This is a genomic window from Paenibacillus sp. A14, from assembly GCF_036864815.1.
GTDB classification, from domain to species: Bacteria; Bacillota; Bacilli; order Paenibacillales; family Paenibacillaceae; genus Fontibacillus; species Fontibacillus sanfengchensis.
Genome location: NZ_JBAGJD010000003.1, coordinates 187,488 through 212,402 on the forward strand (window position 1 = coordinate 187,488; position 24,915 = coordinate 212,402).

Here is a 24,915-nt window from a genome sequence, read left to right on the forward strand (position 1 = left end):
GCTTGGAATCAAGCTTCATCACCCGGCGAAGGGGCTTTCCTATGACGGTTCCTGCACATTCATGCGGGCCAAAACATTGTCAAACACTTCTTCAAGATCTCCTTGGTACAGGTTCATCCTGTTTCCGCTGGAGGTATAAATGAGCGCGGCCTTGCCTTTTTGGGCCACCACCGAGGTTTTCTCCGCCGCCGCGATTTCGACCGAGCCGTTTCTGGCTCCGTACATTTCCTTGATTTCCTTTACCCGCTCACTCTGGCTGGGATACACATGGACCAAGATAAAATGACGGGCATCGCCGTTGATAAAATAGCTGTACGTAATATTTCCGTTCAGCCCTTCCGCGTAGGTCTCATGGGTCAATCGAATGCCGCGTGCGGAGCACTCGTTTTTCAGCGCTTTTAGAAGGGGCACATTCAGTGTCGCTCCCCGGTTCAACTGCCGGGCGTTCCCTTCATTGTAGGATTTCATATTGTACTTATCCACCTCTTCACGCACCATCCGCTGATGACTCTCACTGCATCCGGCGGTGAAGGCGAAGGCCGTCAACACACTCAAGCCCAAAGCACACCATCTCATCGCTATTCCTTCTCCTTTTTCCATGGATCGGTTGCTATAGATGGTGTTAGAATGGCTCGGCCTTGGGCGGATTATACCAGCTTGATCACCTGGCGCCCGATGGCCTTGCCGCCCAGTATGGTGGTCAAAGCCCCCGGAAGGCCGTCAAGCGGGGATACCGTAACCCAGTCCTTAAAGGCCGACTCCGGCTTCCACTCGCCCGCCAGCTTACTCCAAAGCTCTTGTCTGAGATCCATCGGACAAAAGACGGAGTCGATCCCCAGCAGGTTCACTCCCCGCAAAATAAACGGATAAACAGTGGCGTCGAAACTCCCGCCCGCAGCCATCCCGGACAAGGCGGCGGAACCGCCGTACTTCACGCTTTTGAGCAGGTCGCCGGTGACCTCCCCGCCTACGGGGTCAACCACGGCGGCCCACCGTTCCTTGCCGAGGGCACCTTTGGCGCCGGAAGCCGCTTCCTCGCGACTCAACGCCTCGGCGGCACCGAGAGATTGCAGCTTCCCGGCTACGTCCGTTTTGCCCGTGACGGCGGTCACCTCAAAGCCGAGTTTGGCCAGCATACTCACGGCCATGCTGCCGACGCCGCCCGTGGCCCCGGCGACCAGCACCGGTCCGCCGGACGGGCGAAGCCCATTCGCCAGCAGCCGCTCGATCGACAGCGCCGCCGTAAATCCTGCTGTGCCGATGGCCATCGCCTCCAGCGGCGACAATCTCTCCGGCAGCCGTACCAGCCATTCGCCGGGGACTCGGGCATATTTGGCATAGCCGCCTTCATGGCTTACCCCCAGCCCATAGCCCGTGCAGAGCACAAGGTCTCCCGGGCGAAACCGCTCGTCCCGGGATTCCTTGACCTCCCCGGCCAGATCGATGCCGGGGATAAACGGGTACCTGCGGACGATTTTTCCGTCCAGAATCGAAGCCAGCCCGTCTTTATAGTTCACGCTGGAGTAATGTACTTCCACCGTGACGTCGCTTTCCGGAAGATCCTCCAGGGTAATCCATTCCACCCCCGACCGAAAGCCTTGTTCATCCTGATGCACACGAAAAGCTTGAAATTTCTCCAAGGTGCTTCCTCCTCGAGTCATACCTGTCCTTGTAAATTTTGAATCGATACTCACAGGAACGGATGTTCATGCTTCGCCAGCAGAATCTGCCAGCGCCGTTCCACTTCCCCTTCTATAGCCCGGAGCGCTTCCGCGTTTTCCGGCTTTAGCAAATGACGGGTCTTGCCCATCGTTTTCAGCCAGTCGGTCAACGGAACCCGCTTGCCCTTTTCCTCCGGATTATATGTGATACTTGTTTGCCCATGTTCCACTTCGTAGAGCGGGAAAAAGCAGGAACTTACGGCCGCGTCCACAATGTTCGTGCCTTCGTCATCCTTGCTGATCCAGTTGAGCGGACAGGCTATCAATATTTTACCATAAACCAGGCCTTCATTTTGCGCGTACCATTGGGCTTTGGCCGCTTTTTTCACCAGGTCCTGGGGATAAGCCTCGCTGCCCGTGAACACGTACGGAATGTTGGTTGCCGCCATAATTTGCGCCGTATCCTTATGGTGGAACACCTTGCCCTGCTGCGCTCCCCCGATATTGGATGTCGAGGTCCGGTGACCAAGCGGTGTGGAATAGGACAGTTGAGCCCCCGTATTCATATAGCCTTCGTTATCGTACTCGATGATAATCATCCGGTGATTGCGGAGCGCCGCCCCGATCGCCGGGCCCATGCCGATATCCATGCCGCCGTCTCCGGTGACCATGACAAAGGTGAAATCATCCTTCAGCCCGAGATCGTCCAGTTCCCCCCTGCGCTTGCGTTCCCAGAACATCTCCACCACGCCCGACAAGGTGGCCGCCCCATTTTGGAACAGGTTATGGATATAGGTCGCCTTGTGGGAAGAGTACGGATATCCGGTGGTCGTAACCATGGCGCAGCCGGTATGGAACAAAGCCACGATGTCACCCTCAATCCCTTTAAAGAATAGCTCCAGCCCGGAGAAAATACCGCAGCCCGGACAGGCGCCGTGGCCCGGCGCAATCCGTTTCGGCTTCTTGGTCAACGCCCGGAGCGGAGGAATACGCACGCCGAGCTTTCCGGTCTCCTCATTGCGCGTCACGGTAATCAGCCCGGTTTTCAGATCCTCGAAGCGCAGCGGTTGGAGGACCCGCTTCGGAGTTTTGCTCGCATCGCCCGGCGTATGTCCGTAATAATCAAACGGCACGTCAACCCGGTCTTTCTCGGCCGCCTCCATGGCCAGCGAGAAGAAGTGGAGCCCGTCTTCGGCATAGAACTCTTTGCCGCCCAGCCCATACACCCGGCTGATGACCTGCGTGGTCCGGTTGCCGAAAGTAAACAGCGCCGCCTTGATTTCATTGCTCATATTGCCGCCGTACGCCCCGTAAGAATCAGCCCGGTCGCCGATGGTAACGGCTTTGACCGATTTAAGCGCCTCCGCGATTTGCCGCTGCGGGAACGGACGGATTACGTTCGGCGCGATCGATCCCGCCTTGATGCCTTGGCTCCGCAATTCGTCCACCACATCTTTGATGATCTCGGAGGCGGAGTTCATAAGAAATACAGCGACCTCCGCATCCTCCATCCGGTACAAATCCAGCATCGGATATTCGCGCCCGGTCAATTCGGCATATTCACCGGCGATCCGCTCGAACACGGCCTCCGCTTTGTACATCGCTTGGGACTGTTGGTATTTGTTGTTGATATAATCCGGTTCATTCATGTAAGGACCTACCGTGATCGGGTTGTTCCGGTCCAGTGTCTGCGGGAATCCGGCCGGCGGCCGCTCTCCCACAAATTTCAGCACGTCTTCCCGGTGGGCAAAGGTGTGAACCCGACGTTTCTGGTGCGACGTAAAATAGCCGTCCGAGGCGACGAGCACGGGGAGCCGGACTTCCGGATCTTCCGCCAGCTTGAGCGCCAGAATATTCATGTCATAAACGGCCTGCGGATCCCGGCACATCAAAATCGGCCAACCCGTGTTCAAGGCAAAATACAGGTCCGAATGATCCCCGTGAATGTCCAGCGGTCCCGATACGGAACGGCAGACCAGGTTCATGACCATCGGAAACCGTGTTCCGGATTGCACCGGCATTTGCTCGAGCATATACATATAGCCGTTGGCGCTGGTGGCGTTAAATACGCGCCCGCCGGCCGTCGATGCCCCGTAGCAGATCCCCGCGGAGCTATGTTCACCGTCCGACGGGATCAACTTGATATCATGCTGTCCGCTCGCCTTCATCAAATCGAGGAATTGGGCAACCTCCGTGGAGGGGGAAATCGGAAAGTACCCCATGATATGATAGTTAATCTGATGGGCGGCGTAAGCCGCCATCTCGTTACCCGACTCGTAAACGACGCGTTGCTCCACTTTGGCCTGCTTGCGTTCTTTTTCCATGTTTATCGCCATCTAGGTATACCGCCCTTTCCAAAAAAAATTATTGAACCGCTAAATCAAATATATGAGGAACCCGGTGCTCCTCCGCGTACCCGTCCTCTTCCCGCTCGCCGGATAACGCGTCCGTCGGGCAGGCGTGGATGCACTTCAGGCAGCCCTTGCAGTATTGATAATCGATCCCCTGTAAAAACATTTGCAAACGCCCCTTCTTGTCGGGAAGCTCCTTCCAAACAAAACAATTGTCGGGGCAGACGTTATCGCACTGGGCGCAATGGATGCAGGATTCCTCTTTGAAATGCGGCATCATTCCGGAACGGGAGATGCTCAGATCCTTCAGAATGCTGTTTCCCGGATTGGAAACGAGCCCGCCCAGCGGTTGGGTTTCGTAGCCCAGCACCGGTGTGTCGGCGCGGACGAATTCCGGCATAGTCACGCCTTCCGGCAGTGCGAAAGTCTGAAAAGCCACTTCCTGGTATCCCCGGTCGAATGTCGCCAAAGCCGGAGCCACCGTTTGCGGGTATTTTTTCTCCAACGATTTGCGAATGACGCTCTTCATCGTCTCGGGATCGAGGAATGGGCACAGACGGAACAAGGCGCCGAGCATGGCCATGTTGACCCGATTCTTCTCCTCGAGCGCGATTCCCGTAGCATCCACTACCGCAATCGTGCCGCCCGCAAGCTTCATAACTTCCTTGAGCTGCTCCGGCGTTTTGCGGGAGTTCACCAGTACGGTGCTGTCCTCGTAAATCCCGCTGATCACGTTGACCGTTTTCGCCAGCGCTTCTTGAAAAATTCCTACAAGATGCGGCCTTTCCACCGGGGAGGTATCGCGGATCGGCGTGTCCAAATCGCAAAAGCGGATATGCGCCTTGACCGGAGATCCCTTCTTCTCCGAGCCGTAGGAAGAAAAGCTGACCCCGTTCAGTCCCTCACCTTCCACACCGGCTTCGGCCAGCATTTTTCCGGCCAGGTTGGCCCCCAGCCCTCCAATAGATTCCAGGCGGATTTCATAAAAACCCAATTCGTTCAGTTTCGGCAATTGTACCACGCGCTTGACTCCCTTCTTCGCGGTCTTTCGAAATCATAACGACATTGAAATAGTAAAATAAGTCACAAAAAAATAAGCCTTGCTTAATGTTTCAATTTATCACAGTAAGGGTGTGATGAATGTAACAAATGTCATATGGACAATCTCAAACAGGCTGTTTGCAACGGGTTGTCACGAAAAGCTCTCATTGTCGAAACAGGCGGGAAAAACCGCTCCTAAAAACTCGATTTCTGCGCTTTCCCGAGAAATATTTATATACGAAAAAAAGCGAGTCCGAACGGGAGACAATCCCGTCTAACTCGCTTTATGGGTATAGCCGGCTTGGTATGAAGCCGCTCCATTATTTTGTTTTGTTCCCATGTATCTCATTCATCCAAATTGTTCATACGTTCCTCGATCATTTTCTGTTTGAGTTCCCAAGCTTCCTGGCTCAGGTTGACCCGGTAGATTTCCGGATTCAACTTGCGCAAATATTCGGGCCAAAACATGTTCAACTGGGCCTTGTGATGATTGCGGATTTCTTCCAGTGTCGGAAGTTCGTAAATTAATTCTCCCTCCACGAAAATCGGCTGCAGCATCGGCACCGCTTCGTAATTATTGACCGATTTTTTCAGATAAGGATGGACCGGATCGAACAATCTCAGCTTTCCGCCCTTCCGGGCCTGCTCCTCATGAGGGAAGCAGACGTAATCCGCAATCGCTTTCCCGCTCTCCTTGCTTACGATGCGAAGAACATCCTTCTTGCCCGGCGAGGTCACTTTCTCGGGATTGCCGGAGATTTTGATGGTCGGTTCCATCACCCCGTTCCGCTCGCGCTCCACCAGTTTATAAACCCCACCTAATGCCGGCTGATCCGCCGCCGTGATGAGCTGGGTTCCCACGCCCCAAATATCGATTTTCGCTCCCTGGGCCTTCAGGTTAAAAATCGTGTTTTCGTCCAGGTCGTTGGACGCCACGATTTTTACGTAATCCAAGCCCGCGTCATCCAGCATTTTCCGGGCCTGGATCGAGAGATACGCCAGGTCGCCGCTGTCGAGCCGGATGCTGCTCAGCCGTTTGCCGATCGCTTCGAGCTGTTTGGCCGTCTTGATGGCGTGCGGAACCCCGCTTTCCAGCGTGTCAAACGTATCCACGAGCAGGGAAACATAATCCGGCAGCGCCTTGGCATAGAGTTCGAACGCTTCCTGCTCGGAATCGAAGATCTGCACCCAGGAATGCGCATGCGTTCCTTTCGTCGGAATCCCGAACGTCTCGCCGGCCAGCAGATTCGAGGTTGCATCGAAGCCGGAGATATAAGCGGCCCGGGCTCCCCAAACCGCCGCATCGGCCTCTTGGGCCCGGCGGGAGCCGAATTCCAGCAGCACGTCCCGCTCCGCGACCCGTTTGACCCGCGAGGCCTTGGTGGCGATGAGCGTCTGAAAATTCATAAAATTAAGCAGAGCCGTCTCCACCAGCTGCGTCTCCATGATCGAGCCTTCCACCCGGATCAACGGTTCATTGGGAAAACAGAGGTCCCCTTCTTGATAGGATAACAGCGTGCCTTTAAACCGGAAATTCCGCAGCAGCTCCAAAAATTCCGGCCTGTAATTCTCTTCCTGCCGGGCGAGATAACCCAGATCGCGCTCCGTAAAGCGAAGATGGCGGATGTACTCCACGATCCGCTCCAGGCCCGCAAACACCGCATATCCGTTGCCGAAGGGCAGCTTGCGAAAATAGGCCTCAAAGACAGTTCTGCGCTCATGGGTACCGTTGATCCAGTGGGCGTAAATCATATTGATCTGGTATTTATCGGTATGGAGCGCCAAATGTTCATTTCGCATGGTTCTCTCTCTTCCTCTCCTGGCGTGTAAAACGTGAAGTGCCTGAGCTCTAGGTGTAAATGGAAAGCCGAGGCGTGTAGTCGGTAAAACGGTATAACTGTGCCGGCCGCTGTGAATATTGGTTGGAGAGCATCGGCTTGCCGTTCTCGTCCCGCACTTCCTCCAGGATGCCCTGGCGGCTTCGGGTCGAGGTGATCTTCCGGATAAAATTCAGTTCGGCGAAATCGGGCACGACGGTTTGAATCACCTGGTATAGTTCTCCCAGCGTAAAATGAGGAGGCAAAAATTGCTTGGCGATCGTCGTTTGCAACATTTGCTGCTGAATCCTCCGGTAAGCATCCTCCAAGATTTCACGGTGATCGAACGCCAGGTCAAGTTCCTCCAACGCTTCCTTAACGGTGAACAGCCCGACCTCTTGAGCGTCATCGGCGGACTGGCGTTTCTCGAGCACCCATTCCTCGACCAAGGCAAAAAAAGCGTGCGAAATGATCCAGCCCCGCGGATCCCGTCCCGGCTTGCTGTATACGCCCAAATATTCCAGATGGCGCCCGTCGACGCCCGTCTCCTCCTTCAGTTCGCGCCGGGCCGTTTCATATAAGGATTCATCCTCCTGGGAAAAGCCGCCCGGCAGCGCCCAAGCTCCGGCAAAAGGCCAGCTCCGGCGGCGGATCAGCATCACCTTGAGATCGAAGCGCGGCAGCGATTTGGTCGAAGCTTTACGTTCCTGCCTCGTCAGCGTAAACATCACGATATCCGCCGGAATGCCGTCCGGTGTCCGGTAGGTCTTAACATCATCATTCGATTGGGCTTGCTGTCCCTCATTGCTCATACGAATCACCACATCAGTATTTGATAACGCCCGCCCCGCAGGTTAACCGAGCTGGCGTTCCATCTATTTCATGCAATTAATAATTTATTGCCTAAAGTGTGTATTACGCTCCGGTATGGCGGGGCAGCCGGAAGGTGGCCGTAGCCATACAGCCAAGCACTCCCTCGGTATTACGAACCTCGGCTCTTACCGTCATCGTCCGGTGGCTTTCATGTACGGGAAAGGCCAAGGCCACGAGTTCCCCTTTACGCATGGCGCTTAAAAAGTTCACGTTCAAATGAGTGGTTACGCCAAAGACGCCGTCCTTGATCACGGCAACCAATGTGCCCATCGCTTGATCCATCAAGGAGGACAACACTCCGCCATGAACGATGCCCATCGTGTTTAAATGGGAATCTCCCGCCGTAAGTCCAAGCTCTACGCGGTTGCGATCGGCCGAGATCATACGCATGCCGAGCAGCCCCCAAAACGAATTTTCTTCTTTACGCAAAATTTCATTCCAATCCATGAATCGCATACCTCCGTCTTGATTTGGGCAGCTATGTAGAGTAGAACCTTGCCCCTTGTATTCCTATATTATGTCCGGCATCGATTCAACCGCTGAATGAATAAAAAGGTGCGGAAGTAATCCCCCGCACCGACTTGCCTCATTAATCGCCATAGCCGGAAGTCGTTGCCGGCTCGCTGCCTTGCTCCACATTCACTTTTTCGGAAACCGTATCCCGAATGACCGAGATGACAAGCTGCAGCAAATAATTGATATCGCTTTGACTTTGCTGGAACTCGGACACCAGTGGAATATTGTCCAGCTCATCCTGGAGTTCCTCGATTTCGTGTTCGATTTTTTCGACCATCGCCTTGTTCTGAAACGACTCGAAGGCCACGATCTCTTTCTGCTTCTTCTTGATCGCACTGATCAGATTCTGTACCCGTTCGTGATTCTGAATCATTTTCTCGGCTTTTTGAAATTGCCGGACCTCTTCACTGGTGCCGATCAGGCTGGCCAATTCCTTTGCCTTCGACATAATGTCCTCACGGATGACGAGGTCGCGGGAATCGAATTTCGGTATCCCGCAATCCGTATGATCATGATGCTGATGCTGTTCTCCCAAGGTTCTCCCTCCTCATACAGAAACATATTCGCTGAACAAGACTGCCTGTTAAGCCAGAGAGACCGCCTCTGGTACGATATTCCCCTTGATATACCAGGTCATGGGGTCTGTGATTTCCACCTTGACAAACTGGCCGATAAGCTCCTTGCCGCCTTCAAAGTGAACAAGTTTGTTGCTGCGCGTCCGTCCGGCCAGCACCTCGGCATTGTTCTTGCTTTCGCCTTCCACCAGCACTTCAACCACTTGTCCAAGCATCGTATCGTTGCTCAGGCGGCTGTATTCGTTGATCACTTCATTTAGCCGCTGCAAGCGTTCCTTCTTCACTTCCATTGGTACATTGTCCTCCATCACGGCCGCCGGCGTACCTTCCCGAGGCGAATAAATGAAGGTGTAGGCGGAATCGTAACGTACTTCCCGGACCAGGGATAACGTTTCTTGGAACTGCTCCTCCGTTTCTCCGGGGAAACCCACGATGATGTCCGTCGTCAGCACGGCGTTCGGAATCGCCGCTTTGATTTTTCGGGCAAGTTCCAGGTATTGCTCGCGCGTATATTTCCGGCTCATCTTCTTGAGCACTTCGCTGCTGCCGGACTGTACCGGCAAATGAATATGCTCGACCAAATTGCCGCCCTTGGCAAGCACCTCAATCAGGTGATCGTCAAAATCCCGCGGATGCGAGGTCGTAAACCGGACGCGCGGAATATCGATTTTGCGGATATCGTCCATCAGGTTGGCGAACGTGTATTTGATATCGGTAAAATCCTTGCCATAAGCGTTCACATTCTGCCCCAGCAGCGTTATTTCCTTGAAGCCCTGACGGGCGAGCTCGCGCACCTCGGCAATAACATCCTCAGGACGTCGGCTGCGTTCCTTGCCCCGGGTAAACGGCACGATGCAATAGGTGCAGAACTTATCGCAGCCGTACATAATATTGACCCAAGCGCGCATGCCTTCGCGTTTCTTCGGCAGATTCTCGATAATGTCGCCTTCTTTGGACCAGACTTCGACCACCAGTTCTTTGCTGAACAAGGCCTCTTGGATCAAGTGAGGCAGCCTGTGGATATTGTGCGTACCAAAGATCAGATCGACGAAACCGTGCTTCTGCAAAATCCGGTTAACGACGCCTTCCTCCTGTGACATACATCCGCATACCCCGAGCAGAAGACCGGGCTTTTCCGTTTTCAATCCTTTCAGATGCCCCAGTTCGCCAAACACTTTATCCTCGGCGTTTTCACGGATCGCGCACGTGTTCAAAAGAATAATATCGGCTTCCTTGCGGTCTTCCGTAGGCGTGTAACCCATCTGTTCCAGAAGCCCTTTGATCGTCTCCGAATCATGCTCGTTCATCTGGCAGCCGAATGTATATACAATATAATGCTTGCCGATCCCGACCGTCTTCATTTCCTCCGGAACCGCGTTCTCGTATAAGACTTGCACTTCTTCTTTACCGCGCTGCTTCTCGACGCGGTGATTCGGTTCTGAAAGAATCTGGATCTCTCTTCCGCGAATTCTGATTTTCTTTCCCCGCTCGTCCTCCGAAATGACTTTGGCGTCCGAGAAATCAAAATACTTGGAGTAATCCTTCGTCTCCTTAGCCATGGTGTCGGCTCACTCCCTTACCTATCTATCTCACTGTCACACTTCATATGCAACTTACACTTCAAAAAATGCATTACACCAAATTATATCATGATTCATGGTTGATATCCAGATGATGGCTCGGAAACAAGGGGCGTATGGTAGGTATTGCCTAAATAAAATCATGCCGATTGTACATAATTGAAGTAAAATCAATTACTTACGAAAAAAGGAACGGAGGAACTCTAATGCCCCTATGGCTGGAAGTCGTTCTAAGAACATTGTCATCGGCTGTAATTCTATTTATTTTGACCCGACTGCTCGGCAAGAGACAGATTTCGCAATTGTCCTTCTTTGAGTATATTACGGGGATTACAATCGGAAGCATCACCGCTTATCTTTCGCTGGACGTAGACACCCATTGGTATTTGGGCCTCGTTTCGATGGTGGTCTGGTTTCTTGTTTCGCTGGGCATCGAGTACATTCAAATCAAGAGCAAAAAAGCCCGCGCCTGGATTGAGAGCACATCAACGGTTCTTATCAAAGACGGGAAGGTGTTGGAGGGCAATCTGAGGAAGGAGAAACTGACAAACGATGAGCTGCTCGAGCAACTGAGAAAAAAGAATGTTTTTGAGGCCGCCCAGGTGGAATTTGCGCTGATCGAACCCGACGGGAGTATCAACATGAAGTTAAAAAAAGAATATCAGCCCCTCACCGCCTCCGACCTTGGCCTCAAGCTGCCGGCTTCCTCCGAACCTCAAACCGTCATTATGGACGGAAAGATTCTGGACGCTCAGTTAGCGGCTAGCGGAAAGGAACGGCCTTGGCTTTTCGAACAGTTGAAGCAACAAGGATTATCCCCGGAACAGGTCAATCTATGTCAAGTCCAAGCAAATGGAGAGTTATATATAGACTTGTTTGAGGATCAAATAAAGTCTACTGAATCGCCGGAATAGTAAAAAAGACCCCACTGCTGTGAAAAGTGAGGTCTTCCGAGCCTTGGAGGCTTATGCTTATAGATTTATTCAACGATTTCGGCCGTGTCGCCATTGTTGGCACCGGCAGCATTGGCTTCATCCGTGTCGATATGCATGTCTAAGGCAAACGAATCCGAAACGCGGGCAATGACATTCTCCAGCACAAGGCCGCGCTCTCCGCCCAGACGCACTTTCAGCAGTTGCTTGTCGGCGATGCCCCATTTTTCGGCATCGGAGGTATGGAAGTGAATATGACGCGCCGCAACGATCACGCCTTTTTCGAGTTCGATTTCACCGGCTGGGCCTTTCACCTTGATTCCCGGTGTTCCTTCAATATTCCCGGATTCACGAACCGGAGCTTTCACGCCGATGGCAAACGAGTCCGTACGGGAAATTTCCAATTGCGAAGCCGGACGTGCCGGTCCCAGAATGCGAACTTTGTCGAACTGCCCTTTTGGCCCGATGACCGCAACCGTCTCATTTGCCGCAAATTGTCCGGGTTGGGACAACGGTTTGAACTCAGTGAGTTGATAACCGGCTCCGAACAAAGCTTCGATATGCTCTTGAGTCAGATGGATATGACGTGCCGAAACGCCGACTGGTACAGTTTTGCTCATGTTTATAACACTCCTCGTATATTCTCTATATCGATGACGATTCACATCGTTACCCATTATACACCTATTTCAAACAAAAACAAAAAGATGTCCGCAGGTGCAGGACATCTTTTTTGCGCTTATACGAATTCTGCAACAAGATTGTCAAACTCGCTCTTCTCCAGAGGAAGGGACTGATGGGCCAGCGGCTCGGGTTTGAAGCCGTGCACCATATTCTCATAGCTCTTCTTCTCTTTGTTCTGGTAAATGAGACCGGTAATCATGCTGCCCGTTTCCATCAGCTTAGCCATCGCCATGGCACGGTTGCTTGGATCATAATCCGGAACTGTATCCAGGTTGATGATATTCTCTTTGAACCAGTCATACGTGTTCACCTTGTTGAAAGTGACGCATGGACTGAATACATTGATCAAAGAGAACCCCTCGTGCTGAATCCCCTGTTCAATGAGGGAAGTCAACTGCTTCAGATCGCTTGAAAACGATTGTGCCACGAAAGTCGCTCCGGACGCCAGCGCGATTTCAAGCGGCGAAAGTGTAGATTCCACCGAACCTTCCGGGGTGCTTTTCGTTTTGAAGCCTTCTCCGCTGCGGGGAGAAGTTTGCCCTTTGGTCAGCCCGTAAATCTGATTATCCATAACGATGTATGTGATGTTGATGTTGCGGCGGATTGCATGGACAGTATGGCCCATGCCGATTGCAAACCCGTCGCCGTCCCCGCCGGAAGCGATCACCGTCAAATCGCGGTTTGCCAGCTTCACGCCTTGGGCAATCGGAAGAGCGCGGCCATGAATGCCGTGAAGACCATAGGCGTTAATGTAACCGGAGATGCGGCCGGAGCAGCCGATCCCCGAAATTACAGCCAGGTTTTCCGGCTCCAGCCCGACCGCCGCGGCCGCACGCTGGATAGCCGCCTGGATGGAGAAATCGCCGCATCCCGGGCACCAGTTCGGTTTGATGTTATTGCGGAACTCTTTAAAGGTTGCCATTCTTCACCAACTCCTCCTGTGCTTTGTTGCCGGCTGCGTTTTTGCATCTTTCGAACACTTCCGCTGGCAGGAACGGATTCCCGTCGTATTTAAGAACATTTACGACTTTGTCGTGATGTCCGACATTCAATTTGATCAGATTGGCCAATTGACCTGTGGCGTTATTTTCGATGACCACGATCTTCTTGGCCTTCTCCATTTGCTCCCGAACCTCGTCGACCGGGAACGGGTGCAACAGCCGGATCGTCATATGATTCGAAGTGATGCCCTCGCCGTTCAGGCGCAACCGAGCTTGATCGATCGTTCCTCCCGTCGAACCCATACCTACGATCAGCAGATCCGGCTCGGCATGCGGCGCATGCAGATGGATCGGATTCTCCACTTCCAGCTTCGCCAGCTTGCGGAGACGTTTATCCATCATCTTCTTCCGGTTGATCGGACTCTCCGACGGACGTCCCGCTTCATCGTGCTCCACGCCGGTCACATGGTGAATGCCGTTCTTCTCACCGGGGAGAACCCGAGGGGAGATCCCGTTTTCCGTAAAGGCGTAACGGTTAAACATGCTGGAGTCCTCGCGGTCCGGGATATCCTTGACGATGTACCCGCGGTCGATTTGAACCTTGTCGAAATCGAGGCCTTCACAGGATTGCTTGCCCAGCGACAGCTGCAGATCCGTAGCCAGAATGACCGGAACCTGGTATTTATCCGCAAGGTTAAACGCCTGAACCGTATCGTAGAAACACTCCTCGATGGAGCTCGGAGCCAGCACGATCTTCGGTATTTCCCCGTGCGTGCCGTAAATGAGCGCGCTGATGTCGCTCTGCTCCTGCTTCGTCGGAAGACCCGTACTCGGGCCGCCGCGCTGCGTATCCACGATCACGACCGGAATTTCCGTCATCCCCGCAAGACCGATCGCTTCCATCATCAGCGAGAGCCCCGGTCCGGCCGAAGCGGTCATCGTACGTACGCCAGCATAACTGGAGCCGATCGCCATCGTGATGGCCGCAATTTCATCTTCCGTCTGGACTACCGTGCCGCCGAATTTCGGCAGCTTCTTAATCAGATACTCCATAATTTCCGAAGCCGGTGTGATCGGGTAGGCGCTCATGATGCGGCATCCCGCCGCCACGGCTCCCAAGCCGATCGCATCGTTGCCGATCATAAACAGCTTCTGTTTGCCGTCGGCCGGCTCCAGCTTAAATTCCTCCAGCGGCCCGCCCGCAAGCTCGAGAACGTAGTCCGCACCGCGCTTGACCGCCTCGATGTTCTTCTCGACGATGGCCGGACCTTTCCGGCCGAACTCTTCCTCAACCGCTTTATTGAATACTTCGAGCGGCAATCCCAGGAGAGCCCAGGATGCCCCGGAAGCAACCATATTCTTCATTAGCGAAGTGCCCAGTTCTTCCGCAATGCTCGTAATCGGAACCGCAAACAACTTCGCGTCCGTCCCTTCCGGAACGACCGGATTAAATTTGGCATCCGCTACAATCACCCCGCCGCTGCGGAGCTCATGCGCGTTTAGATCGATACTTTCCTGGTCAAAAGCGACTAAAATGTCCAAGTCGTCGGAAATCGCGCGAATCGGCTTGGTACTGATCCGGATTTTATTATTCGTATGTCCGCCTTTAATACGGGAAGAAAAATGCCGATAACCGTACAGATAATAGCCCAACCGGTTCAAGGCCGTCGAAAAAATCCGGTCCGTACTTTCAACGCCTTCCCCTTGCTGTCCACCGATCTTCCAAGACAATTGACTAATCAAGATCGCCCACCCCTTTAATGTATCGCACCATAGTTTAGTGAATAGTAGTGCTAACAGAATGAAAACCTATGAGAGATCATATAGAAATCCCCGATATTTGTGAACATTCTGTTTCAGAGTCATGTCAATTTTATGTCTCCGGGGTGTAAAAAGCAAGCGTTTTCTACCCTTTTTCGTATAGTAGTTTTCGATGAAATCAATCTCGTAATTGGATCAATTAAAGCGCTTACTTATTTTGAGGGAGCCACTTTTTTAAAAACGTCCGCCCGTTCCCGGACAACCACCCATAAACCAGGTTTTCAGGATAGTGCTTTAAAAGAAGATTGGCAAATTCCCTCAGCTGGCCGGCATGTCTCAAACCTTCGATATGGGTATCGATCCCGTCGAAATCCGAGCCGAGCATCAGGATGTTCTCCCCACCCAGACTGCAAATATGATCGATGTGCGGCAAAAGATCGGATGCGCTCACTTGAGGCGCCTTCTTAACAAACCAGGGGACAAATGTTAGCCCGATTCTTCCCTCGAGGGAGATGATCGCTCTGATTTGATCATCCCGCAGGTTCCTCACATGCGGACAGACGCTGTAGGCGTTGGAATGGGAGGCGAGGAAGGGAATTCCGGCCTCTTCCGCCAGTTCGGCCACCTCCCAAAATCCTTTTACCGACAGATGCGATACATCCAGTATGATCCCTAACCTGTGGCAAGCTTTAACCAGTTCCACGCCTTGCGGCGTAAGCCCTCCCCCTCGGGGCTCCAGAATTCCGTCGGCCGCCCAATTGCCATAATTCCAGGTCAGCCCGAGAAGCCTCACGCCCCGTTCATAGCACAGCTGCAGGTAATGCATATTGGCTTCCAGGCCGTCCACCCCTTCCAAAGCGAGCAGGGCGCCAAGCTGCCCCGACGCCTCCACCCTATCGAGGTCCTGAACCGTGGTTATGGGCATCAGACCTCTGGGTACGACCTTTTGCCGGAAGATTTCGAGCTGCTCCAGAATGGATTCAAACTTGGGCTTTCCCCGTTTTTCCGATAAAAAAATCGCAAAACATTGCATTTTCACTCCGCCCTGACCCATGCGCGCAAGATTCACATCCAGCCGGTTGTCCCCGAGAAAATCCAAGCTCGCATCCATCTGCATTTTGCAAAGGACATCACAATGAAAATCCCATATTTCCGGTTTCATTTCCTTCTCCTCCGCTCCCTCACGAATCTATGACCCTCTTTTGCCGTACCAATGCAAAAAAACCTGTTTACTCTAGCGTAAACAGGCCTCATTCGTAAACTTCTTATATTATCTAGGTTCTACAATCAATTTAATCGCGGTTCGGTCTTCCCCGTCGATGACGATATCCGTAAAGGCCGGGATGCAAATCAAATCGACGCCGCTAGGCGCCACAAATCCCCGGGCAATCGCTACCGCTTTTATGGCTTGGTTGAGTGCACCCGCTCCAATGGCCTGTAGTTCAGCAGCGCCACGTTCTCTTAACACTCCAGCAAGCGCACCGGCGACGGAGTTAGGATTGGATTTTGCTGAAACTTTTAATACTTCCATGGTAAGTACCTCCTGGGAATAATGGTTTGATTGATCCCACTACTTAGAAGATATTCGGGGGAATTCAAAAAATTCCTTCTTTTTTCCCAGGGTCACTACGACCGGTTCAGCTCATGATCCACTCATCTTCCAGCAGGCGTATCTTTTGGATGCTTTTGGCCCGGCCCGTCGACTCGTCGAGTTCAACGAAGCATCCATGAAATTGCCACTTGCCCTCACATACCTGAAAACGAACCGGCAATTGGGTCGTGAACTTCCGCAATACGGCCGTCCTTTCCATCCCCAAAATCCCTTCCCGGGAACCGACCATCCCCGCATCCGTTAGATAGGCCGTTCCTTGCGGCAAAATGGTATCATCGTTGCTCTGCACATGAGTATGGGTCCCTACGACCAGCGACACACGCCCGTCCAAATGCCAGCCCATCGCAATTTTCTCGGAGGTGGCTTCCGCATGGAAGTCAACCAAGATGCACTTCGTTTTCTTGGACAAGCTCCCCACGATTTCGTCCGCCATCCGGAACGGATCTTCGAGCGGAGGCAGGAAGGTGCGGCCCATCAAGTTGACAAGGGCCAGCTCTTTTCCATTTGCCTTGATTACCGTATGTCCCTGCCCGGGCGTTCCGGGCGGATAATTCGCGGGCCGCACCATGCGCGCTTCATCATCGATAAAATCAAAAATTTCTTTATTGTCCCAAGTGTGGTTCCCCATCGTCAGGCCGTGAATGCCCAGCTCAAAAAACTCCTTGGCGATTTTGGCCGTGATGCCTCGTCCGGAAGCGGCGTTTTCCCCATTCGCGATAATGATATCCGGGTTATATTTGGATTTTAAATGAGGAAGCGTCTCTTTGAGGGCTTTTCGCCCCGTGTTCCCTACTATATCTCCGATAAACAGAACTTTAATGGTATTTCCTCCTCTGTCTTCGTATACTCGTTAGAATGAAAAAGCGGCCCGCAGGGGGCCACTTTTCAGCATAACCTTTACTTGGCGTATTCAACCGCCCGCGTCTCGCGAATCACGGTAACCTTGATATGTCCCGGATAATCCAGTTCACTCTCAATGGTCTTCGTAATGTCTCTCGCCAGGCGGAACGCTTCCGCGTCATCGATCTTCTCAGGCTGCACCATAACGCGAACCTCGCGGCCCGCTTGAATGGCAAAGGATTTCTCCACGCCTTCGAACGATTCGGATATTTCTTCGAGCTTCTCCAAACGCCGGATATACGTTTCCAGCGTTTCCCGGCGCGCGCCTGGTCTTGCCGCCGACAGGGCGTCAGCCGCACCGACCAGCATGGCGATGACCGAGGTCGCTTCGCAATCTCCGTGATGGGAGGCGATACTGTTGATGACAACCGGATGCTCTTTGTATTTCTTAGCCAGTTCCACGCCGATTTCGACATGAGATCCTTCCACTTCATGATCAAGCGCTTTACCGATATCGTGAAGCAACCCGGCGCGTTTGGCGAGCGTAATATCTTCACCAAGCTCTCCAGCCATCAAACCGGCCAGATAAGCCACCTCCATGGAGTGCTTCAACACATTCTGTCCGTAGCTTGTCCGGAACTTCAGACGACCCAGGATTTTGATCAAATCCGGATGCAAGGCATGCACGCCGACCTCAAAGGTGGCCTGCTCCCCGTATTCACGAATCCGTTCGTCGACTTCACGACGGGATTTCTCCACCATCTCTTCGATCCGCGCCGGATGAATTCTGCCGTCCGCCACCAGTTTCTCCAGTGCCGTGCGCGCGATTTCCCGACGAATCGGGTCAAAGCCCGACAGAATGACGGCTTCCGGCGTATCGTCGATGATCAGGTCGATCCCCGTGAGGGTTTCCAGCGCCCGGATGTTACGGCCCTCCCGGCCGATGATCCGTCCCTTCATTTCCTCATTCGGCAAGGTAACGACCGAGACCGTCGTCTCCGCAACGTGATCCGCCGCGCAGCGTTGAATGGCCAGCGTAATGATTTCGCGTGATTTCTTATCCGCTTCTTCCTTCGCTTGCTGTTCGATATCCTTGATCATCTGAGCCGTTTCATGGCGAACTTCCTGCTCCACATTGTTCAAAATAATGGTGCGGGCATCCTCCATCGTCAAATTCGAAATCCGTTCCAGTTCCTGAACCTGACTCTTGTAAATCTGATCAATCTGCTGCTGTGTTTCTTCAATTCGTTTCTCTTTGCCGGCCACTTGCTCTTCTTTACGTTCCAGCGATTCCAATTTTTTATCCAGCGACTCTTCTTTTTGCAACAATCGTCTTTCTTGTCGTTGAATTTCATTCCGACGTTCACGAATGTCTTTATCAGCTTCGGTTCTCAGCTTATGGACTTCGTCCTTCGCTTCCAGAACCGTTTCCTTTTTCAGTGCTTCCGCGTCCTTCCTGGCATTCTCCAGGATTAAGTCCGCATCTTTCTCCGCACTGGAAATTTTAGCTTCAACAAGAGATTTGCGAATAAAATACCCGATCCCGAACCCAAAGAATAAAGCGGCTGCAACGAGAACGATCCAGATTCCTGCATTCATCTGTTCACCTCCTCGTTGTTTCCTCCAAGGCATTCCTTGGGATGTTTGCAGTTGTAATTTTCTCAATCATCATCATACAAAGAATTCATTACAGGCCGATTAGGCGAAGCTCTCCATGTGTGAATGATGCATATTCCACAACAGCCACAAACGGAACATTGGCCTTCATGTTTGAAAAAATGAATCCATTCCGGGCCCCGAATTTTTGGAAGGAAAAAAAGGTCCCGACAAAAATAGATTCATGTTCATTTTATTATTTGGCGAAAGATATTGTCAAGCGAATGTCACATTCCTCGTCCCGCTTAGATATCCTCCCACTCCTCTTCTTCGTGCAGTCCGTCACCCTGGGCAAGCTCGCGGACCACCCTGGAAACCAACGAGCCCGAAAAACCTCGCCGCAGCAAAAACGCACCGGTCTTCCGCTTCTTGTCGGCCGCCTCCCCCGTGGACGTCCGCCATTTCTTGACGGCCAGCTCCTTGGCGCTCGCATATTCGTCCTCTTCGCTGACAGCCCCGAGGGCGTCCTCGATCAGCGGCTTGGATATCCCTTTCTGGCGTAGTTCATGCTTGACCCACATCTTTCCCTTGCCGCGGTTGCGAACACGCTGTCCGGCCCATTCCTGGGCGTATGCGGCATCGTTCAACAGCCCTTCTTCCGTCAGTCGGCCAACGACCCCGGCGACTGTCTCTTCGTTCCATCCCTTTTCGCCTAATCGGATGGTCATTTCATAAGCCGTCCGCGGCTTCCGGCCGAGATATTGAAGCGCATCCGCATAGGCGCGCTGCCTTTCATCGGCGAGGACGATCTCTTCCAGCTCGCTTTTGGTAAAAACCGCGCCCTTGATCATCCTGTATTTAATCATGACATCCTCATGGACTTCCAGCGCGTAAGGACCGAACGATATCCGGTAACGGAATTTGGGACGTTTCAGCAGCAATACGGAAGTAATCGTCAGCTCGGTACCCTCCGGAAAGCTATCGATGCCGCCTGCTTCCGATCCGGAAGTCTGAGCCCCACCCGTTTTCGGCTCTATGGAATGCCGGCCTCGGTCTTCTTCCCAAAATCCTTCCTCCGAGATGTCTACGATCCCGCTTGCTTCTTCCTTCCCCCTGTTTTGGGAATGCCGGCTTCCCCCTCCGCCCCAGCGTCTCTGCATCTTCTGTTCCGCCCCCTACTCCATGTTTAACTCTATCCCAAACAAAAGCGCTCTGTTCCGGCAAATACCGGTCTCAGAGCGCTTCATCAGCAAAAATGTATTATTCTTCGAAAAGCGCCTGCTCTTCTTGCGCTTCAGCTTCAAGGTCGCTAGACGAAGCAGGAGCCACCGCAGTCGTCAGGTTGCTGGCTTCACGAATCTTTTGTTCGATCGCATTGGCGATTTCCGCATGCTCTTTAAGATATTGCTTCGCATTCTCGCGCCCCTGGCCCAAGCGCTCACCCGCATAGGAATACCAGGCGCCACTCTTGTCCACAATATCCAACTCTACGCCGATATCGATAATGCTGCCTTCCCTGGAGATCCCTTCGCCGTACATAATATCGATTTCCGCCTGTTTGAAAGGAGGTGCGACTTTATTCTTGACGACTTTAATCCGTGTGCGGTTACCTACCATATCATTGCCCATCTTGATCGTTTCCACCCGGCGCACGTCAAGGCGTACCGTTGAGTAGAATTTCAGGGCGCGGCCCCCTGGTGTGGTCTCGGGGTTACCGAACATAACGCCAACCTTCTCGCGCAACTGGTTAATGAAAATCGCGATCGTCTTCGATTTGCTGATCGCACCGGACAATTTGCGGAGAGCCTGGGACATGAGGCGGGCTTGAAGACCGACATGGGAATCCCCCATTTCACCTTCGATTTCCGCCTTTGGAACCAACGCGGCTACGGAGTCAATAACAATAACATCCACGGCGCCGCTGCGCACGAGCGCCTCGGCGATTTCAAGCGCCTGTTCGCCCGTATCCGGCTGGGACAGCAGCAACTCGTCAATGTTTACGCCAAGCTTGTTGGCATAAGAGGGATCAAGCGCATGCTCCGCGTCGATAAACGCGGCTTGTCCGCCGATTTTCTGAACTTCGGCGATCGCATGAAGCGCCACCGTCGTTTTACCGGAAGATTCCGGCCCGTATACTTCGATAATCCGGCCGCGAGGAAGCCCTCCCGTACCGAGTGCTATATCTAATGCCAACGATCCACTAGGGACGATTTCCACCTGCATATGGGTGGATTCTCCCAGCTTCATGATCGAACCTTTACCGAATTGTTTTTCTATTTGACGAAGCGCCATTTCAAGCGCAGCACGACGATCTGACAATCAGCTCACATCCTTAAATATAATTATAAAGGAATTCTTACATTTATAATTGTACCTTGTTTTGGAACGTTTGCCAAGCGTTTTTTCGAACATACATTCGTAATTTTTTCTGTTCCCTATAAAGGCCCTCTGACCCAACCGGAATGTCCGTTGGAAGGTACCGGCGAATGAGGGCATCCTCAGCGCATCCTTCCATTGCCGGCTTCTTCCTGTAAGGGAAACGTTGAGCTCCTCTCCTTTCCATGAAGCATTGGTTGCCTTTTAAACTCTAAATAAGGCAGCGGTGTAAGGCGTACTGCCCTCTCTATTGCCGATTTGTAAGTCAGCGCCAATTCGCCGGAAATTCCCCGCTTTGGGTGGGAGTAGCAGTGAAGTAGCACTTTTCATCACCCGATGGAAGGCTAAAGAACGAAAAAGAACCGCAGCACAACTTAACAGTTTGCTACGGTTCTTCCGTACACCCATTATATATCCCCGCCCAAGGAATGGCAAGGGGACGAGTCCAACCTAAAACCTGGCTTACTTGGCAGCCCGCTCGGCTTTTAGCCGCTTCCAAAGGTGGTACAGCACCGTTTTGGCCGAACGCAAACGGATCGTATCGCGATTTCCTTTCAGGTTGAGCTCGTAAACCTCGGTTTCTCCGCCGCGGCGGGAAATGCCGATATAGACGAGACCCACGGGCTTCCGCTCCGAGTACCCCGGGCCGGCTACCCCGGTAATGGACAAACCGAAATCGGTGTCCACGATCATCCGCACCTGTTCCGCCAGTACCTGGGCGGTTTCGGCGCTGACGGCACCGGGTGCGTTCTCGCCTTCAAGAAGATCGTGCGGAACGTTCAGCAACTTCTCCTTCATCCCATTGGAATAGCAGACGATGCCGCCGAGAAAAACGGTGGCGCTGCCCGGGACGCTGGTGATGGATTGCATCAGCAGCCCGCCCGTGCAGCTCTCGGCGGCACTAACCGTCAAGCCCATTTCGGTCATCAGATCTACGATTGTTTTTTCGATCGTTACATCTTCGTTCGCATACAAGTGCTCGGGCAGCCGCGAGGCAATCTCGGCTTCCAGCTTGTCCAGCTTCGCCATCGCCTCGCTTTCCGTGCGGGCTTTGGTGGAGATGCGGACCGTCACTTCGCTCTCCTTGGCATAAGGAGCGAGCGTCGGATCGGTCTGATTTTCCACCAAATCCATCAGCTTGGTCTCAAGCCCGGATTCTCCAATCCCGGCGAACTTCAGCATTTTGGAATATAACGGCTCCTCCTGCGTCAAAGCATGCTGCAGTATCCACGGCCTGGCCTGCCGTTCGAACATCGGCTTCAGCTCCGACGGCGGACCCGGCAGCAAAATGTAAAACTTCCCGTCATGGGCGATGGCGTTGCCGACGGCAAGGCCGGTTTCATTCGGCAGCGGGGTTCCGCCGTCAACAACCAGCGCCTGGCGCCGGTTGTTTTCCGTCATCGGGATGCCCCGTCCCTCAAAATACCGGTCCACGTGGTCCATCGCCATCCGGTCGATGTGCAGCGATCTGCCCAAAACCGCGGCGACCGCGTCCTTCGTCAAGTCATCCTGGGTGGGGCCGAGTCCGCCGGTTAAAATCAGCAGATCCGCCCGCCCCAAAGCGGTAGTGATCGCATGGGAGAGCCGGCTCAAATTATCGCCGACCACGGTTTGATAATAAACATCGACCCCGAGAGCGGCCAGCTCCTGGGACAAGTACTGCGCATTCGTATTTACGATTTGACCGAGCAGCAGCTCGGTGCCGACTGCGATGATTTCTGCTTTCATTCTCATATCTCCTTCGGGAGGGTGCCTGTCCGTTTACATCTTGGAAAAATTGAGCACATTTCTGTTCTTTACAAAATAATCGATGCCCGAGTAAATCGTAATGATCGCCGCGAGCCAGATTGCAACCTCATCGAACGGGAAATGAACCCATTCGAACGGAAAATTGTTCAGCAAAAGCGCCGAAATCGCCACAATTTGCGTAATTGTCTTCGCTTTTCCCCAATTGCTGGCGGCAATCACGGAACCTTCAAGCAGCGCCACCTCGCGAAGGCCCGTCACCGCAAACTCCCGGCTGATGATGACGACCGCAATCCAGGCGTCGCACTTGCCCATCGCCACCAGCGAAATAAGCACGGCCGCCACGAGCAGCTTGTCCGCCAGCGGGTCGAGCAACTTGCCGAGATTCGTCACTAAATTGTGCTTGCGGGCGATATACCCGTCGATGCCGTCGGTGCTGGCGGCCACAATGAACAGAAACGCCCCGATAAGCTGATTCAGCGGAAGCGAAAAAGTACCGATGCTAAGTTCATAACTCAGCCATTCCACATCGAGAAGCAAAAACAACAGCATCAGCGGGATCATAAAAATCCGGGCCAGTGTAATCCGATTCGGCAGATTCACGAGACAGCCTCCCCTGACAGATCGTATTCATAGGCGTGCGTAATGCGCACCTTGGTGATTTCCCCGATACCGGAGGAATAATTGGTAACAAAAACCTCCCCGTCGATTTCCGGAGCGTCATATTGGGAACGTCCCACATAGACGTCGGTGCGTCCATCATAGCGTTCCACCAATACATCGAGAACCTGGCCGACGTATTTGCCGCTGTTTTCGTTCGCGATGGCGCGTTGGATTTCCATCAACGTGTTGGCCCGCCATTCTTTGACTTCCTCGTCAATCTGGCCAAGCAAACGCGATGCGGGAGTATCCTCCTCCTTGGAGTATGTAAATACACCCAATCTGTCAAACTTAATCTCGCGGACAAAATTGCACAAGGCCTTAAATTCTTCTTCCGTCTCCCCCGGGAATCCGACAATGAGAGATGTACGAAGCGATACCCCCGGGATTCTGTCCCTGATTTTGGCGATCAATTCCCGAATATCCCGATTCCGGCCAGGTCGGCGCATCCGCTTCAAAACGGCATCTTCGCTATGCTGCAGCGGCATGTCCACGTACTTGCAAATCTTCGGGTTGGAAGCCATCGTTTCGATCAACTCGTCCGTAAAAAAACCGGGATAAGCATAATGCAGTCTGACCCACTCAATTCCCGGCACTTCAGTTACCCGGTTCATCAATTCGGCCAATTTGTATTCCCCGTAGAGATCACTTCCGTAGTTGGTGGAGTCCTGGGCGATCAGACTGACTTCTTTCACGCCCTGCCCGGCCAACTGCTTCACTTCGGCCAAAATCGATTCGATGGAACGGCTTCGAAATTTCCCGCGCATGATGGGAATGCTGCAAAACGTACAATTGTTATCGCAACCCTCGGCTATTTTTACATATGTCGTATGCCGTGCCGTGGACAATTTACGCGGCAAGCTCTCTTCATAATTAAACACAGGGTTTCCGACTTGAATCGGTTTTTTCCCTTTCAGAGCTTCATCCACAATTTGGTTGATATTATAAAAATCCCCCGTCCCGACAATCCCGTCGATTTCCGGCATTTCCTCCATCAAGGCTTGCTTGTAACGCTGCGTCAGGCAACCGGACACGATCAGTGCTTTCAGCTTTGCCGTTTCCTTCAATTCCGCAAGATCCAGAATCGTATTCACGGATTCTTCTTTGGCGGCATCGATAAAACCGCAGGTGTTGACGATGATCACCGTGGCTTCCTCCGGCTGTTCCACCAACCTGTATCCCCGCTCATCGATCAGCCCCGACATAATTTCCGAGTCAACGAGATTTTTCTCACAGCCTAGTGTAACGATTTTCACTTTTTCCGTCATGAGTTCGATCCCCCATTGCAATAGCGCCTTACTGCCGTTGATTTCCATTGATTAAAACCTAATTAAGTATAATATTTATGCATCA

22 protein-coding genes are annotated in these 24,915 nt (G+C 52.9%); 1 reads left to right on the plus strand and 21 read right to left on the minus strand.

Going from position 1 to position 24,915, the window contains the following annotated elements; genetic code table 11:
- Window positions 1–39 precede the first annotated feature (39 nt).
- The 9 genes from V4U88_RS08805 to miaB all read right to left on the minus strand — a co-directional run bounded on the left by V4U88_RS08805 (window position 40) and on the right by miaB (window position 10,393).
- Window positions 40–576: a hypothetical protein gene (locus V4U88_RS08805; RefSeq protein ID WP_334072904.1), complete on the minus strand. Its 537-nt coding sequence runs from the start codon at window positions 574–576 to the stop codon at window positions 40–42.
- Between the two features lie 71 nt (window positions 577–647).
- Window positions 648–1,640 carry an acrylyl-CoA reductase family protein gene (locus V4U88_RS08810; protein WP_416367195.1) on the minus strand — a complete coding sequence of 331 codons (993 nt, stop codon included), beginning with the start codon at window positions 1,638–1,640 and terminating at the stop codon, window positions 648–650.
- A 50-nt stretch (window positions 1,641–1,690) separates the two neighbouring features.
- Window positions 1,691–3,997: a thiamine pyrophosphate-dependent enzyme gene (locus V4U88_RS08815; RefSeq protein WP_334072905.1), complete on the minus strand. Its 2,307-nt coding sequence runs from the start codon at window positions 3,995–3,997 to the stop codon at window positions 1,691–1,693.
- Between the two features lie 28 nt (window positions 3,998–4,025).
- A complete protein-coding gene (locus V4U88_RS08820; RefSeq protein ID WP_334072906.1) occupies window positions 4,026–5,033 on the minus strand; it encodes a 2-oxoacid:acceptor oxidoreductase family protein in 1,008 nt (335 codons plus the stop codon).
- 365 nt (window positions 5,034–5,398) lie between these two features.
- Window positions 5,399–6,853, minus strand: coding sequence for a nicotinate phosphoribosyltransferase (locus tag V4U88_RS08825; protein ID WP_334072907.1), 1,455 nt, complete (start codon window positions 6,851–6,853; stop codon window positions 5,399–5,401).
- A 49-nt stretch (window positions 6,854–6,902) separates the two neighbouring features.
- Window positions 6,903–7,682 carry an NUDIX domain-containing protein gene (locus V4U88_RS08830; RefSeq protein WP_334072908.1) on the minus strand — a complete coding sequence of 260 codons (780 nt, stop codon included), beginning with the start codon at window positions 7,680–7,682 and terminating at the stop codon, window positions 6,903–6,905.
- Window positions 7,683–7,785: 103 nt separating this feature from the next.
- Window positions 7,786–8,190 (minus strand): PaaI family thioesterase, encoded by a 405-nt coding sequence (locus V4U88_RS08835; protein WP_334072909.1) that lies wholly within the window; start codon window positions 8,188–8,190, stop codon window positions 7,786–7,788.
- A gap of 142 nt (window positions 8,191–8,332) precedes the next feature.
- Entirely contained in the window at window positions 8,333–8,794 is a 462-nt protein-coding gene (locus V4U88_RS08840; RefSeq protein WP_334072910.1) for a RicAFT regulatory complex protein RicA family protein, read from the minus strand.
- Window positions 8,795–8,842: 48 nt separating this feature from the next.
- Complete coding sequence (gene miaB / locus V4U88_RS08845) at window positions 8,843–10,393, minus strand: tRNA (N6-isopentenyl adenosine(37)-C2)-methylthiotransferase MiaB (protein WP_334072911.1); 1,551 nt, start codon at window positions 10,391–10,393, stop codon at window positions 8,843–8,845.
- A gap of 227 nt (window positions 10,394–10,620) precedes the next feature.
- Between miaB and V4U88_RS08850 the strand changes: the two genes are divergently transcribed.
- The gene (locus tag V4U88_RS08850) at window positions 10,621–11,328 is read left to right on the plus strand and encodes a DUF421 domain-containing protein (RefSeq protein ID WP_334072912.1); all 708 of its coding nucleotides are present in this window, start codon (window positions 10,621–10,623) and stop codon (window positions 11,326–11,328) included.
- 65 nt (window positions 11,329–11,393) lie between these two features.
- On the opposite strand, the gene pduL is transcribed toward V4U88_RS08850, so the two are convergent.
- The 12 genes from pduL to rimO all read right to left on the minus strand — a co-directional run bounded on the left by pduL (window position 11,394) and on the right by rimO (window position 24,830).
- Window positions 11,394–11,966: a phosphate propanoyltransferase gene (gene pduL / locus V4U88_RS08855; RefSeq protein ID WP_334072913.1), complete on the minus strand. Its 573-nt coding sequence runs from the start codon at window positions 11,964–11,966 to the stop codon at window positions 11,394–11,396.
- Between the two features lie 119 nt (window positions 11,967–12,085).
- A complete protein-coding gene (locus tag V4U88_RS08860; protein WP_334072914.1) occupies window positions 12,086–12,952 on the minus strand; it encodes a 2-oxoacid:ferredoxin oxidoreductase subunit beta in 867 nt (288 codons plus the stop codon).
- Entirely contained in the window at window positions 12,939–14,714 is a 1,776-nt protein-coding gene (locus V4U88_RS08865; protein ID WP_334072915.1) for a 2-oxoacid:acceptor oxidoreductase subunit alpha, read from the minus strand. Before V4U88_RS08865 ends, V4U88_RS08860 begins: the two co-directional genes overlap by 14 nt.
- 226 nt (window positions 14,715–14,940) lie before the next feature.
- Window positions 14,941–15,894 carry a dipeptidase gene (locus V4U88_RS08870; RefSeq protein ID WP_334072916.1) on the minus strand — a complete coding sequence of 318 codons (954 nt, stop codon included), beginning with the start codon at window positions 15,892–15,894 and terminating at the stop codon, window positions 14,941–14,943.
- Window positions 15,895–16,002: 108 nt separating this feature from the next.
- Entirely contained in the window at window positions 16,003–16,263 is a 261-nt protein-coding gene (locus tag V4U88_RS08875; protein ID WP_006286829.1) for a stage V sporulation protein S, read from the minus strand.
- 106 nt (window positions 16,264–16,369) lie between these two features.
- Window positions 16,370–17,164 (minus strand): TIGR00282 family metallophosphoesterase, encoded by a 795-nt coding sequence (locus tag V4U88_RS08880; protein ID WP_334073369.1) that lies wholly within the window; start codon window positions 17,162–17,164, stop codon window positions 16,370–16,372.
- Between the two features lie 77 nt (window positions 17,165–17,241).
- A complete protein-coding gene (rny, locus tag V4U88_RS08885; protein WP_334072917.1) occupies window positions 17,242–18,783 on the minus strand; it encodes a ribonuclease Y in 1,542 nt (513 codons plus the stop codon).
- Window positions 18,784–19,085: 302 nt separating this feature from the next.
- Entirely contained in the window at window positions 19,086–19,940 is an 855-nt protein-coding gene (locus V4U88_RS08890) for a regulatory protein RecX (protein WP_334072918.1), read from the minus strand.
- Window positions 19,941–20,040: 100 nt separating this feature from the next.
- Window positions 20,041–21,099, minus strand: a complete 1,059-nt coding sequence (gene recA / locus V4U88_RS08895) for a recombinase RecA (RefSeq protein WP_334072919.1) — start codon at window positions 21,097–21,099, stop codon at window positions 20,041–20,043.
- A gap of 519 nt (window positions 21,100–21,618) precedes the next feature.
- Entirely contained in the window at window positions 21,619–22,884 is a 1,266-nt protein-coding gene (locus tag V4U88_RS08900) for a competence/damage-inducible protein A (RefSeq protein ID WP_334072920.1), read from the minus strand.
- A gap of 33 nt (window positions 22,885–22,917) precedes the next feature.
- Complete coding sequence (pgsA, locus tag V4U88_RS08905; protein ID WP_334072921.1) at window positions 22,918–23,505, minus strand: CDP-diacylglycerol--glycerol-3-phosphate 3-phosphatidyltransferase; 588 nt, start codon at window positions 23,503–23,505, stop codon at window positions 22,918–22,920.
- Window positions 23,502–24,830, minus strand: coding sequence for a 30S ribosomal protein S12 methylthiotransferase RimO (gene rimO, locus V4U88_RS08910; protein WP_334072922.1), 1,329 nt, complete (start codon window positions 24,828–24,830; stop codon window positions 23,502–23,504). Before rimO ends, pgsA begins: the two co-directional genes overlap by 4 nt.
- Window positions 24,831–24,915: the final 85 nt, after the last annotated feature.

Coding starts and splice junctions, on each gene's coding strand:
- pduL (WP_334072913.1), bottom strand. CDS start 11,966: ATGAGCAAAACTGTACCAGTCGGCGTTTCGGCACGTCATATCCATCTG.
- V4U88_RS08830 (WP_334072908.1), bottom strand. CDS start 7,682: ATGAGCAATGAGGGACAGCAAGCCCAATCGAATGATGATGTTAAGACC.
- V4U88_RS08850 (WP_334072912.1), top strand. CDS start 10,621: ATGCCCCTATGGCTGGAAGTCGTTCTAAGAACATTGTCATCGGCTGTA.
- V4U88_RS08875 (WP_006286829.1), bottom strand. CDS start 16,263: ATGGAAGTATTAAAAGTTTCAGCAAAATCCAATCCTAACTCCGTCGCC.
- V4U88_RS08870 (WP_334072916.1), bottom strand. CDS start 15,894: ATGAAACCGGAAATATGGGATTTTCATTGTGATGTCCTTTGCAAAATG.
- V4U88_RS08860 (WP_334072914.1), bottom strand. CDS start 12,952: ATGGCAACCTTTAAAGAGTTCCGCAATAACATCAAACCGAACTGGTGC.
- rny (WP_334072917.1), bottom strand. CDS start 18,783: ATGAATGCAGGAATCTGGATCGTTCTCGTTGCAGCCGCTTTATTCTTT.
- V4U88_RS08825 (WP_334072907.1), bottom strand. CDS start 6,853: ATGCGAAATGAACATTTGGCGCTCCATACCGATAAATACCAGATCAAT.
- rimO (WP_334072922.1), bottom strand. CDS start 24,830: ATGACGGAAAAAGTGAAAATCGTTACACTAGGCTGTGAGAAAAATCTC.
- V4U88_RS08900 (WP_334072920.1), bottom strand. CDS start 22,884: ATGAAAGCAGAAATCATCGCAGTCGGCACCGAGCTGCTGCTCGGTCAA.
- miaB (WP_334072911.1), bottom strand. CDS start 10,393: ATGGCTAAGGAGACGAAGGATTACTCCAAGTATTTTGATTTCTCGGAC.
- V4U88_RS08835 (WP_334072909.1), bottom strand. CDS start 8,190: ATGGATTGGAATGAAATTTTGCGTAAAGAAGAAAATTCGTTTTGGGGG.
- V4U88_RS08815 (WP_334072905.1), bottom strand. CDS start 3,997: ATGGCGATAAACATGGAAAAAGAACGCAAGCAGGCCAAAGTGGAGCAA.
- V4U88_RS08890 (WP_334072918.1), bottom strand. CDS start 19,940: ATGCAGAGACGCTGGGGCGGAGGGGGAAGCCGGCATTCCCAAAACAGG.
- V4U88_RS08805 (WP_334072904.1), bottom strand. CDS start 576: ATGAGATGGTGTGCTTTGGGCTTGAGTGTGTTGACGGCCTTCGCCTTC.